This window comes from Ruegeria sp. AG1 (assembly GCF_056541705.1).
In genome coordinates, this window is record NZ_JBQFYU010000014.1 from 134298 (window position 1) to 150097 (window position 15800).

Annotated in this window: 17 protein-coding genes and 1 pseudogene; 9 read left to right on the forward strand and 9 right to left on the reverse strand. The window is 58.4% G+C overall.

Annotated elements, in window-relative coordinates:
- Position 1 precedes the first annotated feature (1 nt).
- Both ACR0B5_RS19975 and regB read right to left on the reverse strand, forming a co-directional pair.
- A complete protein-coding gene (locus ACR0B5_RS19975) occupies positions 2–1510 on the reverse strand; it encodes a PAS-domain containing protein (protein ID WP_480542862.1) in 1509 nt (502 codons plus the stop codon).
- Positions 1511–1576: 66 nt separating this feature from the next.
- Positions 1577–2974, reverse strand: coding sequence for a sensor histidine kinase RegB (regB, locus tag ACR0B5_RS19980; RefSeq protein WP_480542864.1), 1398 nt, complete (start codon positions 2972–2974; stop codon positions 1577–1579).
- A gap of 90 nt (positions 2975–3064) precedes the next feature.
- Between regB and ACR0B5_RS19985 the strand changes: the two genes are divergently transcribed.
- Together ACR0B5_RS19985 and ACR0B5_RS19990 are read left to right on the forward strand one after the other, a co-directional pair.
- Positions 3065–3691: an SCO family protein gene (locus tag ACR0B5_RS19985; RefSeq protein WP_480542866.1), complete on the forward strand. Its 627-nt coding sequence runs from the start codon at positions 3065–3067 to the stop codon at positions 3689–3691.
- Between the two features lie 81 nt (positions 3692–3772).
- Positions 3773–4327: an ActR/PrrA/RegA family redox response regulator transcription factor gene (locus ACR0B5_RS19990; RefSeq protein ID WP_050604676.1), complete on the forward strand. Its 555-nt coding sequence runs from the start codon at positions 3773–3775 to the stop codon at positions 4325–4327.
- A 44-nt stretch (positions 4328–4371) separates the two neighbouring features.
- Here ACR0B5_RS19990 and ACR0B5_RS19995 read toward each other — a convergent pair whose 3' ends face one another.
- Positions 4372–4860, reverse strand: a complete 489-nt coding sequence (locus ACR0B5_RS19995; protein WP_480542868.1) for a CHAP domain-containing protein — start codon at positions 4858–4860, stop codon at positions 4372–4374.
- An 829-nt stretch (positions 4861–5689) separates the two neighbouring features.
- Complete coding sequence (locus ACR0B5_RS20000) at positions 5690–6286, reverse strand: HD domain-containing protein (protein ID WP_480542870.1); 597 nt, start codon at positions 6284–6286, stop codon at positions 5690–5692.
- Positions 6287–6487: 201 nt separating this feature from the next.
- Between ACR0B5_RS20000 and ACR0B5_RS20005 the strand changes: the two genes are divergently transcribed.
- From ACR0B5_RS20005 to ACR0B5_RS20015, 3 genes are all read left to right on the forward strand, one after another.
- Positions 6488–6802, forward strand: coding sequence for a hypothetical protein (locus ACR0B5_RS20005; RefSeq protein WP_170380174.1), 315 nt, complete (start codon positions 6488–6490; stop codon positions 6800–6802).
- A 105-nt stretch (positions 6803–6907) separates the two neighbouring features.
- Positions 6908–8296 (forward strand): adenosylhomocysteinase, encoded by a 1389-nt coding sequence (ahcY, locus tag ACR0B5_RS20010; protein WP_480542872.1) that lies wholly within the window; start codon positions 6908–6910, stop codon positions 8294–8296.
- A gap of 13 nt (positions 8297–8309) precedes the next feature.
- The gene (locus ACR0B5_RS20015) at positions 8310–9056 is read left to right on the forward strand and encodes an extensin-like domain-containing protein (protein WP_170550928.1); all 747 of its coding nucleotides are present in this window, start codon (positions 8310–8312) and stop codon (positions 9054–9056) included.
- 35 nt (positions 9057–9091) lie between these two features.
- Here ACR0B5_RS20015 and ACR0B5_RS20020 read toward each other — a convergent pair whose 3' ends face one another.
- Complete coding sequence (locus tag ACR0B5_RS20020) at positions 9092–10168, reverse strand: L-dopachrome tautomerase-related protein (protein ID WP_425084037.1); 1077 nt, start codon at positions 10166–10168, stop codon at positions 9092–9094.
- 91 nt (positions 10169–10259) lie between these two features.
- Here ACR0B5_RS20020 and ACR0B5_RS20025 point away from each other — a divergent pair, with 91 nt between their 5' ends.
- The gene (locus ACR0B5_RS20025; protein WP_425084036.1) at positions 10260–11150 is read left to right on the forward strand and encodes a LysR family transcriptional regulator; all 891 of its coding nucleotides are present in this window, start codon (positions 10260–10262) and stop codon (positions 11148–11150) included.
- Between the two features lie 115 nt (positions 11151–11265).
- Positions 11266–11607, forward strand: coding sequence for a DUF2853 family protein (locus ACR0B5_RS20030; RefSeq protein WP_480542874.1), 342 nt, complete (start codon positions 11266–11268; stop codon positions 11605–11607).
- Positions 11608–11926: 319 nt separating this feature from the next.
- Here the strand turns inward: ACR0B5_RS20030 and ACR0B5_RS20035 are convergent, their stop codons facing one another.
- From ACR0B5_RS20035 to tsaD, 4 genes are read right to left on the reverse strand one after another with little or no spacing between them, the layout of a single operon-like run.
- Positions 11927–12349, reverse strand: a complete 423-nt coding sequence (locus tag ACR0B5_RS20035; protein WP_170380169.1) for an EVE domain-containing protein — start codon at positions 12347–12349, stop codon at positions 11927–11929.
- Positions 12349–12618, reverse strand: a complete 270-nt coding sequence (locus ACR0B5_RS20040; protein ID WP_480542876.1) for a YciI family protein — start codon at positions 12616–12618, stop codon at positions 12349–12351. The genes ACR0B5_RS20035 and ACR0B5_RS20040 overlap by 1 nt, the downstream gene beginning before the upstream one ends.
- 1 nt (position 12619) lies before the next feature.
- On the reverse strand, positions 12620–13582 hold the full coding sequence (locus tag ACR0B5_RS20045; RefSeq protein ID WP_480542878.1) for an NAD(P)H-dependent glycerol-3-phosphate dehydrogenase: 963 nt from the start codon (positions 13580–13582) through the stop codon (positions 12620–12622).
- On the reverse strand, positions 13579–14676 hold the full coding sequence (gene tsaD / locus ACR0B5_RS20050; protein ID WP_480542898.1) for a tRNA (adenosine(37)-N6)-threonylcarbamoyltransferase complex transferase subunit TsaD: 1098 nt from the start codon (positions 14674–14676) through the stop codon (positions 13579–13581). Before tsaD ends, ACR0B5_RS20045 begins: the two co-directional genes overlap by 4 nt.
- 97 nt (positions 14677–14773) lie before the next feature.
- Here tsaD and ACR0B5_RS20055 point away from each other — a divergent pair, with 97 nt between their 5' ends.
- Both ACR0B5_RS20055 and ACR0B5_RS20060 read left to right on the forward strand, forming a co-directional pair.
- Positions 14774–15487 carry a uroporphyrinogen-III synthase gene (locus tag ACR0B5_RS20055; protein WP_480542880.1) on the forward strand — a complete coding sequence of 238 codons (714 nt, stop codon included), beginning with the start codon at positions 14774–14776 and terminating at the stop codon, positions 15485–15487.
- 54 nt (positions 15488–15541) lie between these two features.
- Positions 15542–15800: pseudogene (locus ACR0B5_RS20060) on the forward strand (hypothetical protein); the annotation flags it as partial.

The window sequence follows — 15800 nt, forward strand, 5'->3', positions numbered from 1 at the left end:
TTCAGGCGCTGATCTGGGCCATGGGTTCGGCGGTCAGAGATTTGTTTACAGTTGCAAAGCGCACGATCGTGGCACCGTTCTGCATGGGCATAACGGTACAGTCCAGCGCGGTGCCGTTGCGCATCTGGATTTCCGCATTCCATTCGGTGCGATCATCGCGCATGTCCACGAAATCGCGGATCTCACCCAAGACCGGAGTGGCGACGCAATGATCCTGCCAGATGCGCGTGACCTCGGTCACCGTTTCACTGTGAAATCCGGCCTCGTCCTGCGTTCCCCAGAGCCGCTGGTAGGCGTAGTTGGTTAGGGCCAGTGTGCCATCCTCGGAAAAGACCGCGATTGCGTCGGCCAGCTTGTCGAGGATGGATTGCATCAGGTCCATCTCGGACCGAAAGCGCCGGGTCAGGGTGATCTCAGCGGTGATGTCTTCGAACAGAAACGCTACGGCGCCATCGGGGTGCGGGCGGCCGCTGACCGAATAAACCGAGCCCGAGGGCAGGGACCATGTTTCCTGATAATTCCCGTCCTCGGCCGCCTCGAGCAGATCGTTCATCTGATTGCGCCACGACCGGTAGTTCTTGGGTTCGGGCATCATGTGCTGATCCCTTAGCCGGTCAAAAAAGCTGGAGATGTTGGGACGGCAGCTAAGGAAATCTGGCGGAAGCGTGGTCAGGTCGATCAATGCTGGATTGAACAGAGCCAGTTGACGGTTGCGGTCGAAAATAGCCAAGCCGATTGACAGCTGCGCAAAGGTCTTGGTCATCGTCTGCACGAATTTGCGCTGGGCGGTTTCAGCTTGCACAATCGCATTGATATCGACCGCATAGAACAGGCGGCCTTCCGCATGGTCCACCTGGGTCAAATCAAACCACAATTTGCTGTCACTTCCTGCCACGTCGATCGAGACGCGGGACTTCCCGCCGCGCCGCGGCTCTGCCCCGGTGTCCGGGAACAGGGGCAAGGTCAGGTCGGCATCCAGCCCGCGCGCCTTGCGGACAAGAGAGACATAGGCCGCGTTGCACCAGCGCACGCTTGCGTTCTGATCCAGCAGCCAGACCGGATAGGGTGCCTGATCCATCGCCAGCCGGATCGGATCATTCGGATCACGCAGCTTGGTTTTATTTTCTCTTGCCGGTTCGTGCAGTTGAATCCGAACGATCCCGTCAATCCATTCGCACAGAACCTCACGCTCAACCGTGCAGTCGATGGCTGAGACCACCAGATTGCCCTGATCGCGTACGATTTCGGGCGTTTCCGGGAAGGTCGGAAAGTCGCGTTGCAGCAAACGCCGCAAATCGTTCCAGTCCGCAACATGTTCGAAACCGGCGAGCGCTATGTCAGAGTGGCTGATCAGGCGGTCGCCATCAAACAGAAAAACGGCGTCGAACAAGGAGCTTGCGGTGAACATGCCATAGCTGTTGTCCCGCCGGGCCCGACGCGGCAGCAGCCACATGACCGCAAAACAGCACGAGACCAGGCTGATCGCGGCCAGAATGATCCAGTCTGCCATCTTCTCCCCTTACGACTGCGGAACCCCGACGCAACCTAAGGCGAGAATGGTTAACGGTGTCTTAACTCAGACCTGGATAGGCTGGTTGCGCCCGGATGGTACCGGGGTATCGCCCTGTTGCGCGTCGATGCGATTGCGCGGCCATTCGACCTTGACGATTGCTCCCCGGCGGTCAGGCTTGTCCGAAAGGTGCTGATACGGGTCCGAGCCGTTGGCAAATTCCAGATCTGCGCCGCTGCGTTCCAACAGAGTTTTGGCGATGAATAGGCCCAGACCCATACCTTCGTACTCAGGGCGCGCGCGCTGGTCGGTTTCGGCCCGTCTACGCCGCATCAAGGGATCACCAATCCGCCCGATCAGATGCGAGGGATAACCACGCCCGTCATCCATGATACAGACGGTGATCTTGTCCGAGGTCCACTCCGCCTCGACCCAGACATTCGCGCGCGAGAAATCCACCGCGTTTTGGATCAGGTTGCGTAACCCGTGAATGATCTCGGGTTTGCGCAGGATCGAAGGTTGTTGCACATCCCCATCCAGCACCGGGCCTTCGGCGAAATGCACGGTTTTGCCTCGGTCGATATGCGGCTCGGCCGCTTCATGCACCACTGTGGACAAAGGTGCCTGGCGCAAATGCAGATCGTCTTTGCCGGCACGCCCCATGTCGCGCAGAATGTCCCGGCACCTGTCCGCCTGCTCACGGATCAGGGCTGCGTCTTCTTTCAGCTCGGGTCGGTCGTCGAGTTCTTCGATCAATTCGGAACTGGCCAGTTTGATCGTCGCCAGAGGGGTCCCCAGCTCATGCGCGGCGGCGGCGACAACACCGCCTAGATCAGTCAGCTTCTGTTCGCGCGCCAGCGCCATATGCGTGGCCGCCAGCGCCTCGGACATAGAACGCGCCTCGGAGCTGACCCGGTGTGAGTACGCCCCGATAAAAATGATGGCGATGATGATCGCGGCCCAGTTGCCGAACAGAAGAATGTCGGGGATCTGCAGGACTAGGCCAATCTCGGTCCGCAAAGGCAGGTGAAACTCAGCCAGAAGGGTGGCCAGCGCAATCGCCACGGCTCCCACAATAAGCGTGGACCGAGTGCTCATGACATTGGCCGAGATTGTGACCGGACCCAGCAACAGCAGGGCAAAGGGATTATTCAATCCGCCGGTTAGATACAGCAGGATCGCCAGTTGAAACAGGTCGAACAGCACCATCAGGAAGTTTTGGAACTCAGTCAGGCGTTTGTTCTGCGGGAACAGGAAGCTGGCGGTCAGATTGCCGATTACCGAAACGCCGATCGCCAGATAACACAGGGTGACCTCAAGCTGCACATGATAGCTGTGCTGAGCCACCGTGATGGCCGTGATCTGGCCAAATATGGCCACCCAGCGCAGCAGGATAAGGGTGCGCAGCCTGATCCAGCTGCTGCGTTCCTGACCGCCCCATAAACTCTGGTTGGATTCTGCCATTGGTCACTTATGTCCTGTTGCATCGGCTGATCATCTTGATAGGTGTCCCGACCGATACGATCAACAACCCCTTGCACACGGAAAACGATCATGACCCGCCTGTATGCTATTCTCGCAGCTGTCGTTCTTGCTATCGGCCTTGGTGCCATGTGGCTTTTGACAATCGGGTCCGGGTCGGATGACAAATACGCGCAATGCCGGTCCAGCCAGATCGCGGGCGGAGCGGCGGCGATTGGCGGTCCGTTCGAACTAGTCAATGGCAAGGGCGAGACGGTCACTGACAAGGATGTGGTCACCGAGCCGACACTCGTCTATTTCGGCTATACGTTCTGCCCCGATGTCTGCCCGTTTGACATGTCCCGCAACGCCGAGGCCGTGGACATTCTGGCCGAGCGTGGGCAATCCGTGACACCGCTGTTCATCTCGATCGACCCCGATCGCGACACGCCTGAAGTGGTCGGAGACTACGCCTTCAACCTGCATGAACGTCTGATCGCTCTGACCGGTTCACCCGAGCAGGTCAAGGCCGCCAGCCAGGCCTACAAGACCTACTACAAGGCCCATGACAAAAGCGACGAATACTATCTGGTCGACCATTCCACCTTCACCTATCTGGTCACACCCGAAGATGGGTTTCTTGAGTTCTTCAAACGCGAAGACACAGCGCAGCAAATGGCAGACAAGGTCGGCTGCTTTTTGGACCAAGCCGGGTCCTGACAAGCCAGTTTGACCTTTGGCCCCGCGCTGCTATTAATTCTAGGTAAAGCCAAAGGCATGAAATAGCGGAAAGACTCAACGATGGCAGACAGTTCCCAGCTTGATATCGGCCCCGATAAATCCCTGCTTCTGGTGGATGATGACGAGCCGTTCCTGAGACGCCTTGCCAAAGCCATGGAAAAACGCGGTTTCGAAGTTGAAACCGCAGGCTCCGTTGCTGCTGGCCGCGCCATTTCTACCGCGCGCCCGCCGGCCTATGCGGTTGTCGATCTGCGGCTAGAGGATGGCAACGGTCTGGATGTTGTTGAAGTGTTGCGCGAAAAGCGCCCGGACAGTCGTGTCGTGGTCCTGACCGGCTACGGGGCCATCGCCACAGCCGTCGCCGCCGTCAAGATCGGCGCAACCGACTACCTGTCCAAACCCGCTGATGCCACAGACATCACCAACGCGCTGCTGGCCAAGGGCGACGAACTGCCCCCGCCGCCGGAAAACCCGATGAGCGCCGACCGCGTGCGCTGGGAACATATCCAGCGGGTCTATGAACTGTGCGACCGGAACGTCTCGGAAACCGCGCGGCGCCTGAACATGCACCGTCGGACATTGCAGCGTATTTTGGCGAAACGTAGCCCGCGCTAAAAAGCAGAGCTTTGACTAGTCTGTTCAGATGGTAGTCTTTCAGGCTACTCGCCAGACTTCGGATAGATGAACCCGTTTACCGGGTACAAACTGCCGTATTGCCCCGGAACGCTCTCGACCCGAACCAGTGTCCAGTCATTGTTCTTGGAGACATCTTTCACGCCCATTTTCAACGACACTTTGTTGCGGTGCCAATTGGCGTGGTTCACGATGACGACCCGGTCGCTAACAACATCGGACACGACAGCCACATGGCCCAGAGGCATCCCGCGCGTTGCCCTAAACGACATGACCGAACCGACAGCCGGTTCGTTGCCTCGATCAAACGCACTGCGCGCCTTGCCCCACCAGTCCTTGGCATTGCCGCGAATTTCGATACCGCTGAGGCTACGTGCGTAGGGCACGCACCATACCCGTTGCCCTCGAGCCTGCTTTTGCGAGACCTCTTGCAGGGCCATTGACTGACGTTCCGGATCAAGTTGCGCGTCGGTCGGGCCGTGGGCGCAAGCGGAGACCAGACTCAAAAGTCCCACCGCAACTGCGGTTCGCGCGCCGCCGGATAGGCGCGGCCAAGTCGTGTCCGTTTTGAGTTTGCCCGTATTCAAGAATCTTCACTGCCCATTTTGAAGACACGCAAGTTTTAGGGTGACCTGATGTGTTGTGAAAAGAGGCTTGTCAGCGTGCGGCAAGATTTCGCCGGTTCTCTGCTACAACGTTAAGACAGAATGGTGAGATTTTAGGCGAATCTGCAACCGAAGTTTTGATCACTGGACGTTGCCTAAACGTGCACCGCCGAACACTGCAGCTGGTTTTGGCGAAGCGCAACTCGCGCTAGTGTTTGCAACTTGGACTTGCTGTCAGTCTGCGAGCTTTCTTGATCGCGACATATGGGTTACTCCAATGCCTGTTCTTTTAAGTAGCAGACAACCAACCCCGCCAGACCTATGAAGAACCCCCAATTGCCTGCCGTTTCAAATACATATGCCAGCCTATGCGGCGGAAAGCAGTCCTTGCCGCAGCGCAAAGCGATTCCGGCCCAGACTAGCCAAGTACTCGAGTAAACTACGAAGCCAAAGAAAAAGGCACCCAAGAGCGGCAGCAGGGGTCTGTTCTTGCATCGCGCAGAGTAAGCTTTGGTGCCGATCCAAATAGTCAAGAACAGATATGGCCAAACCCAAATGGTGATCGCTGTAACTGCCATCGACCATCGCTCTGCGTTTGAGTCCACATAACACTTGGTGCAGCCATCAAACAGAACAGCTGAAATGATAAAGCAACAGAAATTCAACGCTATGAAGGGCCCGTAGACTAAGAGGCGTCGAACTAAAGCCAGCATTCTCCAACTTTCTACTTAGCCTTCAATCAGCTAAACAAATTGAGTAATTCGCAATGCCGCTCAGTATAGGCCTTTCGCACGTCCACAGGCGGCCTTAGCCTGATCTCCAACCCCTCCATCACCGTCCGATCCGGACGGCCAAAGAACTTCGTCGCCTCCGCCTCGGAAAAGCCCGCTATCTGGGTGGCCTCCATCCAGGCGCTTATCTTGTCGGCCTTTTTGATCTGCCGTTTTACCGATTTAGGCACCTCGGCGGGAAGTCCAAAGCGAATGTGGATCGCTGCCGCCAGACGGTCATCCAGTGCGCCGTAGTCCGGGCCTACGGCGGATTTGACGGGTGAGATCATGTCTCCGATTACGTATTCCGGCGCGTCGTGCAGCAAAGCTGCCAGCCGCCATTTCACGGGCGCTTTGGGTGCGATACGGCCAAAAAGGTCTTCGACCAAAAGTGAATGCTCGGCCACGGAATAGGCGAAATCGCCCGCCGTTTGTCCGTTCCAACGCGCCACAAAGGCCAGGCCATGGGCGATATCCTCGATCTCGATATCGACCGGGGTCGGGTCCAGCAGGTCCAGCCTGCGGCCCGACAGCATCCTCTGCCATGCGCGGGGTTGTGTTGCCATTATGCCATGCCTTGTGAAGTGGGACACAATAAAACCAAATTGTTTCTGCTATGATGTACCTGTCAGGATCACCAGCTGCCAACGTTTTCTTGAGCATTCGTGCTTTGAAACCACACCAACTGATCCCGACATTCAAACCGAGGGGGGCACTGGCTTCTCCCGGTGCGCTCCTCTCACAAAGTGAAACGAAAGGAGTTTGCTATGTTCAAACGTATATTCGCAGTCGCCCTGACCTTTGGTATGGCCGCCACGGCCCCGCCCGCCTTTGCCCAGAATTGTGCAGAGCGCGAGCATGTGGTTGACAAGCTGCAGAAAAGCTACTCGGAGGAGCTGGTTTTTGGGGGTTTGCAGAAAACACGCGGCGCGCAGTCGGTCATGGAGGTCTGGACCTCACGAGAAACGGGTAGCTACACCGTTTTGGTGACCCACGCGAACGGCTTAAGTTGTATTGTCGCCGTTGGCACCGATTTTTTCGAAGCGATTCCGAAGGTCAAGGTTGACGGCACGCCCAGCTGATTTTTGCGGCGTATAACCCCGTTTTCGGTCATCCACATTGCCACCTGCCCCAAGGGATGCTAGGGGCAGCCGGAACTGTGATTAACCGCAAAAATGGAGCGCCTTATGGCCGGGGACTATATCGTCAAAGACATTTCGCTGGCCGGGTTCGGCCGCAAGGAACTGGATATCGCCGAAACTGAAATGCCGGGCCTGATGGCGCTGCGTTCGGAATATGGTGAAAGCAAGCCTCTGAGCGGTGCGCGGATCGTTGGGTCGCTGCACATGACCATCCAGACCGCCGTTCTGATCGAAACGCTGGTTGCCCTGGGCGCGGATGTGCGCTGGGCGTCGTGCAACATCTTCTCGACTCAGGATCACGCAGCCGCTGCGATTGCCGAGGCAGGCATTCCTGTCTTCGCCATCAAAGGCCAGACGCTTGAAGAGCATTGGGATTATCTGGATAAATCCTTCCTGTTCGAAGACGGCCCGAACATGATCCTCGACGATGGCGGCGACGCCACGCTGTATATCCTGCTGGGTGCTCGTGCCGAAGCAGGTGAGGACATCATCCCTATTCCTGGCTCGGAAGAGGAAGAGGTGATCAAGAAGCAGATCGCCAAGCGTATGGCGGCTAGCCCGGGCTGGTTCACCAAGATGCGCGACCAAATCCAGGGCGTGTCCGAGGAAACCACCACCGGTGTGAACCGTCTGTATCAACTGGTGAAAGACGGCCACCTGCCATTCCCGGCTATCAACGTGAACGACTCGGTTACCAAGTCGAAGTTTGACAACAAATATGGCTGTAAAGAGTCGCTGGTTGACGGCATCCGCCGCGCAACGGACACGATGCTGGCCGGTAAGGTTGCCGTGGTCTGCGGCTATGGCGACGTGGGCAAAGGATCGGCTGCTTCGCTGTCCGGCGCGGGTGCGCGTGTGAAAGTGACCGAGGTAGATCCGATTTGCGCGCTTCAGGCTGCGATGGACGGCTATGAAGTCACCCTGCTTGAAGACGAAGTTGCAACGGCGGATGTGTTCATCACCACCACCGGCAACAAGGACGTGATCCGCATCGAGCATATGCGCGAGATGAAGGATATGGCCATCGTCGGCAATATCGGTCACTTCGACAACGAAATTCAGGTGGCCAGCCTGAAGAACCACAAATGGACCAACATCAAGGAACAGGTAGACATGATCGAGATGCCCTCGGGCAACCGTATCATTCTGCTGTCCGAAGGCCGTCTGCTGAACCTCGGCAACGCCACCGGTCACCCGTCCTTCGTGATGTCGGCCTCGTTCACCAACCAGGTTCTGGCGCAGATCGAGCTGTTCACCAAGGGTGATCAGTACGAAAACAAGGTCTACATCCTGCCCAAGCATCTGGATGAGAAAGTGGCCCGCCTGCATCTGGATCGTATCGGCGTGAAGCTGACCAAGATGGACAACGAACAAGCGGCTTATATCGGTGTTGCGCCGGAAGGCCCTTACAAGCCCGAGCACTACCGCTACTGATCGCGGATCGGGTATGACCAAACGTTCAGGACGCCGCCGGATCTTGTATCTGGCGGCGTCTTTCTTTTCGATCATCGTATTTCTATTTCTTGTTGGATCGGCCGGGTATGTGCTGCTGTCGCATCCCAAATCACCTCTGCCGGATCACTGGAACCCTCTGCGGGACCTGACCGTGACCGCGCCGGTTACGCTCGTCACCAAGTATCAGTTGAACCGGGCATTGGCGGATGAGGCGCAGTGTCGGGCCACGCTGTCTGAGGCCGGTGTCGCGTTTTCAGAGATGGTGGATCTGGTGGTCGACCAGAACTGCGGTATCTCCGGCCGGGGTGAGCTGTCCCGCTTGGTCAGTGCCCGGGTGGGCGGGGTCGAGACCCGCTGTACAACGGCCCTGCGTCTGGCGATGTGGGAGCATCACGTCGTCCAACCCGCCGCGCAGGACCTGTTGGGTACTCAAGTGCGCGCCTTGCGGCATCTGGGCAGCTACAATTGCCGTCGCATGCGGACCGCTCAGGGCGAAAACAGTGGGTGGAGCAGCCACGCAACAGCGGATTCGATTGACATCATCGGGGTGGAACTGGCGGATGGGCGGACGCTCAGCCTGCTTCAGGATTGGTCCGCGCCGGGACCCGAGAGTGCGTTTCTACACCGGATCGGGAAGGGGGCATGTGACTGGTTCCGCGTGGTTTTAGGACCAAATTTCAATCGCCTGCACGCGGATCATTTTCATCTGCAAGGCCCCGGCTGGGGCTATTGCCGATGAGTATCCCGGCCCCGCAGAACAGGGCCGGGCCAGGATCAGCGTCCGCTGACCGCATCCGCCAACGACTTGAACCGGACAATCTTGTAGATCCCCTTGGAGGCATCCTCGCCATTGTTCAGCACGGGTGAGCGGTGCAACTCGTTGATCGTGGCATAGACATACCCATCCGCACCGATCGAGAACCCGTCTGGCCACGGCAATTCGTCATCCGACTGGAACAGTACCTCATAGGTGCCATCCGGCTTGGTGACGCCCAGCGCATTGTACGTCATCGCGGTGATATAGACATTGCCGCCGGTATCGACGGTCGAGCCATCCGAGATCGGTTTATCGCCATAGCGTTCGACCTGCGCCTCAAGCTCGGCATCCGACAGGCTTTCATCCAGCAATGCTGCAGTGGGGATGCGGTACATCGCACTGGCCGTCATGGGCGCGAAGTAGACCCACGTATTGGTCGGATCGACAGTGATCGGGTTGATGCCGATCTTGGCCGGATTGCCGCCCAGCGTGATCTCGCGCCCGTCGATCACCATCGGGGTATCCTCGGGAATAGTATATTTTGACCCCTCCAGAACGCGCCGCGCGCGGCCCGTCTCAAGATCAACCACGATGATGGCCGAGTTCTGACCGTCGCCCGTATCCGAGATGTAAATCGCCCCATGATCGCGGTCCACAGCCAGATCGTTCAGGAACGAGGTCGGCCGCGCAACAGGGGCGCCGATATAGTGGATAGCGTGCAGCGTCTCGGTCTTGGTGTCCCAACCGACAATGCGCCCGGTCTGGTTTTCACCCTGTCCGTCCAGCATCCACAGGATACCATCGCGATCTGCCCGCAGGCCTAAAACGCCGTTCAAGCCATCGGCATCGTCTTGCGGGGCGCGGGCCCAATCCTCGGTCGGGTAGGGCTTAGTTGATCCGTCGGGCATCACTTCGACCACGCGCAATTCAGGCCCGTAGAATTCATGCACCGACATGAACATGCGCCCATCCGGTCCAATCGCCAGATTGCCCGGAGGCATGGCCTTCTCGAACTCAAGATACGTTTCCAATTCGGCTGCCGCGGCGGGCAAGGCCAGCGCCAAGGCGCATGTAGCTGCATAGAGCGATTTCATCGGGTCCTCCTCTGATGTGCCCGATCAGATACCATTTGAAATTTTCGCGGATAACTGGCTCAATTTCGAAACCAGTGTTAGGAATTTTCGAATGTACCATGTGAACGATCTTCTGACCTTTGTCTCTGTCGCCAAAACTGGAGGGGTCGGATCGGCTGCAAAGGCGCTGGGCATTTCGGCGGCGACGGTCAGCCACCGGATCGGGAAGTTAGAAGAGGTGCTGAACCTCAAACTCTTTCACCGCAACAGCCGCCGGGTGCAGTTGACCAATGAAGGCCTGATCTTTCTGGATCGAATCGAACCTGTCCTATCCGATCTGCGAGAGGCCGAGTTGGAGGCCGGAAGCGGCAAGGGAGCGCTCCGCGGCCATCTGCGTGTGACGCTGTCACCGTGGATCCTGTCCCGGTTCATCATGCCGTCGATGGACAGTTTCCAAGAGGACCATCCGGATCTTACGATCGAGTTTCTGGCCGTCGACCGCTATGTCTCTCTGGTCGATGAGGGCGTTGATTGCGCCATTCGCGTCGGACAGTTGCCCGACAGCACACTGAAGGCGCGCAAGCTCTGCGACAACGACCGGATCATCTGCGCCGCGCCGGGTTTCATTGCACGATACGAGATGCCCAAATCCGTCGAAGACCTGCGCAAGATGCGCTGGGCGTGTTTGCCTTGGCAGACGCGTTTCGACACCCATGAGGGGCAACTGTCCGTCACGCGGCGTATTGCTGTTTCCAACTCGGACATGTTGACCGAAGCTGCTGTGCAGGGGCTGGGGCTGGCGGTCAAGTCCCGTCTGGCCGTTCAGCGAGAGCTGCAGCAGGGTACGCTGGTCGAGGTTTTGCCCGGAGTTTTGAAATCCCCCTCTGCGCCGATTGCCTTTGTTCACGCGGGCAGCAGCACACCGGGGCGCAAGGTTCGCGTGTTTTCGGACCTTGCAGATCGAGCCTTTCAAAGCGCGCGACAAAGGCGCTCCTCCGCTTAGGGGGAAAGCGCGGAATTTTTCCCTTTGTGGGAATAAGAGGAATGGCTAGGCTTCCGACACCTGTTTTTAGGATTTGAGTAACCGCAGCCAGGACTGCTGATAGGGAGACTGTTTTATGGGAAAACGCGACGATCTGATCGCCAAATACGCAGATGATCTGAAAAACAAATGCGGCATGGATGCCGATATGGACCTGCTGACCAAGGTCACCATCGGGTGCGGTCCGGCGATCTATGACGCCGACGCGTCGACCGTGGCAGCCAGCCAGGACGGAGAGCTGGAGACCGTCAAAAACAACTTCCTCATCAAAAAGCTGGGTCTGGCTGAAGGTCCTGAGCTGATGGAAGCCATCAACTCGGTTCTGGAAACCTATGGTATGTCCGAGCGCAACAAGTACCGCGCCGTGGTCTACTACATGCTTACCAAGCATTTCGGCAAAGAATCCGTTTACGGCTAAACGTAACGTTTTCCACCCAAACGCCCGCCTGCCCATCGGCGGGCGTTTTTGTTTTGAGTTGTATTTTAAGGACTTGGTGTTTGAAGCGGCCTGAGAATACAGGCTATGGTCCTTATGTGGCCAGGACGGTCAGAACCAACAAATTCCAATACGCGTGTGGTGAGTAGGGAGCACGTGGGGTAGGGAAGGTTCTGCGCCGTGTAGGGCCTTCCCTCTATTTTAAAGCGTTTTGCGTTTTGGCCTAGGCAAGGTCATCGAAATGCGCGTTCGACCGCAGGGAGAGGCAGCGTAATTCGATTCAAATCAAACGCAAAGCGATCTAGTCGGCCGCAGTCGAGCCTAGGGCGCAGATCACCCGCCATTCCGCCTCGGTGACCGGCTGCACCGACAGGCGAGAGTTTTTGACCAGCACCATTTCACCCAGACGTTCATCCGCTTTGATCTGATCCAGCGTGACGTGAACTTCAAACGGTCTTACCGCCTTGATATCCACGCATTCCCAACGTTCGTCATCGGTGGTGCTGTCGGGATGGGCCTCAGCACAGACCTCAACGATGCCGACGATCGCCTTGTCCTTTTGCGAGTGATAAAAGAACCCGCGATCACCGATTGCCATTTGCCGCATGAAATTGCGCGCCTGATAGTTCCGCACGCCGTCCCATTCTTCGCCTGCCTCGCCCTTGGCAACCTGCTGGTCCCAACTCCAGGTCGATGGCTCGGATTTGAACAGCCAGTATGCCATCAGCCAATCACCTTTTTCCAAGGGATCAGTTCGACAGACTGGAACAGGCCTGCCTTGGCATAGGGATCATTGTCGGCCCAGCTTTGTGCAACGGCCAGATCTTCGACATCGAGAACAACCAGCGAGCCGATCATCGCATCTCCGTCCAGCAGCGGGCCAGCCTGCGATACAACGCCGGTTTCTTCGATATAGGCCAAATGGGCCGAGCGGTTGTCCAGCCGGGTTTGCAGCGCGCCGGGTTTGTCACGGGCGATGAGGGCGATCAGCATGTTATTCCTCCTTGAGGGGTCGGTTGAGCAGGGTTTCGATAGCTTGCGCCACACTGTAGGCGCCTTGGCTCAGATCGGCCACAGTGGCGCTGATGGGCATGTCCAGACCTTCGGCCTTGGCGATATCGGCCATGGCGCGGGCGGTGGCGACACCTTCGACGGTTGTTGTGGTGTCGAAGGGCTCATTTCGACCCAAACACAGGCCAAAACGATAGTTTCGGGACAGCTCCGACGAGCAGGTCAACACCAGATCACCTAGGCCAGAGAGCCCCATCAACGTCTCTGGCTGTGCGCCGCGCATGAGGGCAAAGCGCTGCATTTCGGCAAATCCGCGCGTCATCAGGGCAGCACGGGCGCTATCGCCCAGACCGGCCCCGATGGCAGCGCCACATCCGATGGCCATAACGTTTTTCAATGCGCCGCCGAGTTCCGCCCCGATCACATCGGTGGTGCGGTATAGGCGCAGATTGGCGGTGGTCAGCTCGGATTGCAGTGTTTTGAGCAGATCAGCATCTGCACAGGCCAGGGTCAGCGCTGTCGGCAAGCCACGCGCGATGTCATCCGCAAAGCTGGGGCCAGTCAGAAGCGCTGGTCGTGCATCCGGGATGGTTTCGCGGATCACGGAAATCGGACCGAGGCCCGAGGACAGTTCAATCCCCTTGCAGCAGGCAACCAGCGTTTTCCCGGCCAGCACCGCTGCGTGTTCTTGCAGCGCATGACGTAACTGTTGCATAGGCACAGACACCAGAAGGACATTGTTTTCCGCCGCTGCTTCGATATCAGGAGTGACGGTGATGGCATCGGGCAAGGCGACATCGGGCAATCGGCTCTTGTTGATCCGACTGTCCTGCATGGCTTTCGCCTGATCGGCGCTGCGCGACCACAGGGTGACTGGCCCGTTACCGGCCAGTGAGATTGCCAGTGCCGTACCGAACGCCCCTGATCCGAGAACCGAAACGCTCATGCCTTTGCACCCTTCTTACCGCTACCCAGCATGGCGGGGCTGGTCTGATCCAAAGGCCAACGAGGTCGCGCTGTCAGATCCAAACCGTCGCGCGCGCCGGTGCGAAAACGTTCCATCCCCGCATAGGCGATCATGGCGGCATTGTCGGTGCAAAGCGCAAGGGGCGGGGCCGTGAATCGCGTGCCTTTTTCGGCACAGACAGTCTCTAACGCAGCGCGAATAGCGGAGTTTGCAGCCACACCACCCGCGACTGCGATCACCGGATCCGAGGGGGTCTTGGCCAGATACATATCCATAGCGCGTCGTGTTTTCTCGGCTAAAGTATCCACGACAGCCTGCTGAAACCCGGCACATAGATCGGCGCGATCCTGACGGGTCAGGCCGCCTTTCTCCGCGACGATCTGATCCCGCATCCGCATCAGCGCGGTTTTCAGCCCCGAGAAAGACAGGTCACATCCGGGCCGGTCCAGCAGGGGCCGCGGAAAGCGGAACCGCTTTGGATCGCCTTGGCGCGCCGCGGCCTCAACCGAGGGTCCACCAGGTTGCGGCAGGCCCAGAAGACGGGCCGTTTTGTCAAAAGCTTCGCCGGGGGCATCGTCGATAGTGCCGCCCAGACGGGTGAATTGCTCGGGTCCGTGGGCGATCAGATATTGGCAGTGCCCGCCCGAGACCAGCAGCATCAGGTACGGAAAGGATACTCCATCCGTCAGGCGCGGGGTCAGGGCGTGGCCTGCCAGATGGTTTACCCCGATCAGAGGCAGGCCGGTGGCCGCGCTGATCCCCTTGGCGCACATGACGCCGGACATGACCCCTCCGATCAGGCCGGGCCCGGCGGTCACGGCGATGGCGTCCATATCAGCCAGTGTTAGACCCGCATCCTCTAGAGCCTGTACGACGCAGATATCCAGTTTCTCGGCATGGGCGCGCGCGGCGATTTCGGGGACGACACCCCCATAAGCGCTGTGCAGCTCGGTTTGGCCATGGACAATCGACGACAGCACTTCGGCCCTTTCGCCGTCGGTTTGGCGCACGACGGCGGCGGCTGTGTCGTCGCAGCTGCTTTCCAATCCAAGGACGGTAAGTGTTTGCACCATTGGCCTGATCCGTTGCATCATGATTGCCAAGCGGGGTACCACCCTGCGCGGACGCAAACAATCCCAAGGCCGAAGGCGCCGATAGTTGTATTTGTTGATGACCCGCCCTCGCGCCGCCTCGGAGAGGTTTGTTGCGCAGCTTCCAACCCGCGTCAGATCGCGTGTTGAGGTCATCCATTCCCCCATTCTGGAAATCAAACCGCTGGCGGTTCCGATCTGTACGGCCGAGACGCAGGGGCTGATCTTCACCTCATCCAATGCGGTGAACGCGGCGGCCTCGGCGGGTGTGCGCCGGAATATGCCTGCCTTTTGCGTGGGTCCGACCACGACTGCGACCGCCGAAGGCGCCGGCTGGGATGCGCGTATGGTCGGTGGCACGGCGGAAGAGCTTGTGGCTGGTCTTTTGCAGATCAGACCAACAAGCCCGCTGTTGCATCTGCGCGGCGAACACAGCCGGGGCAACATCGCCGAGCGTCTGACCGAGATGGGCGTAACGACGCGCGAACAGGCAGTGTATCAGCAGCTTCTGCTACCGCTCAGCCCCGAAGCTGAGGCCGCATCGGAGGGCAACAGGACGGTGATCGCGCCTATTTTCTCACCCCGCACCGCGCGACAATTTGCCGACATCTGGGCGGGCAACGCCCCGCTATGGCTGGCGGCAATTAGCGAGGCAACGGCGGAACCCCTTAAATCCTTGGGGTATGAACGTCTGAAGATCGCCAAGGAGCCGACGCCCAAGAAGATGCGTAAGGCCGTTAAAAAGCTTGTGAAACACGCGATGCGGGTTGAGAGAGAGCCGGGTGCAGATTAACTTGGAACAGTCTGTAGTTCTGGTGATTTTAGAATCGATAAGGGGAATTTGACGGTGGCGGGCAAAAAGAAATCCGATCAGGAACCGGTGGAAACCCCGAAAACAGACGATGTGGTCGAAGATGTAAGCGTTGAACCTGGCGGTGAAACTGAAGGGTCGCCTGTTGACGAAGATGCGCCGAATGAGGACCTGATTTCCGAAGCCGAAGCCGAAGCCGAAGCCGAAGCCGAAGCCGAAGCCGAAGCCGAAGCCGAAGCCGAAGCCGAAGCCGAAGCCGAAGCCGAAGCCGAAGCCGAAGCCGAAGCCGAAGCCG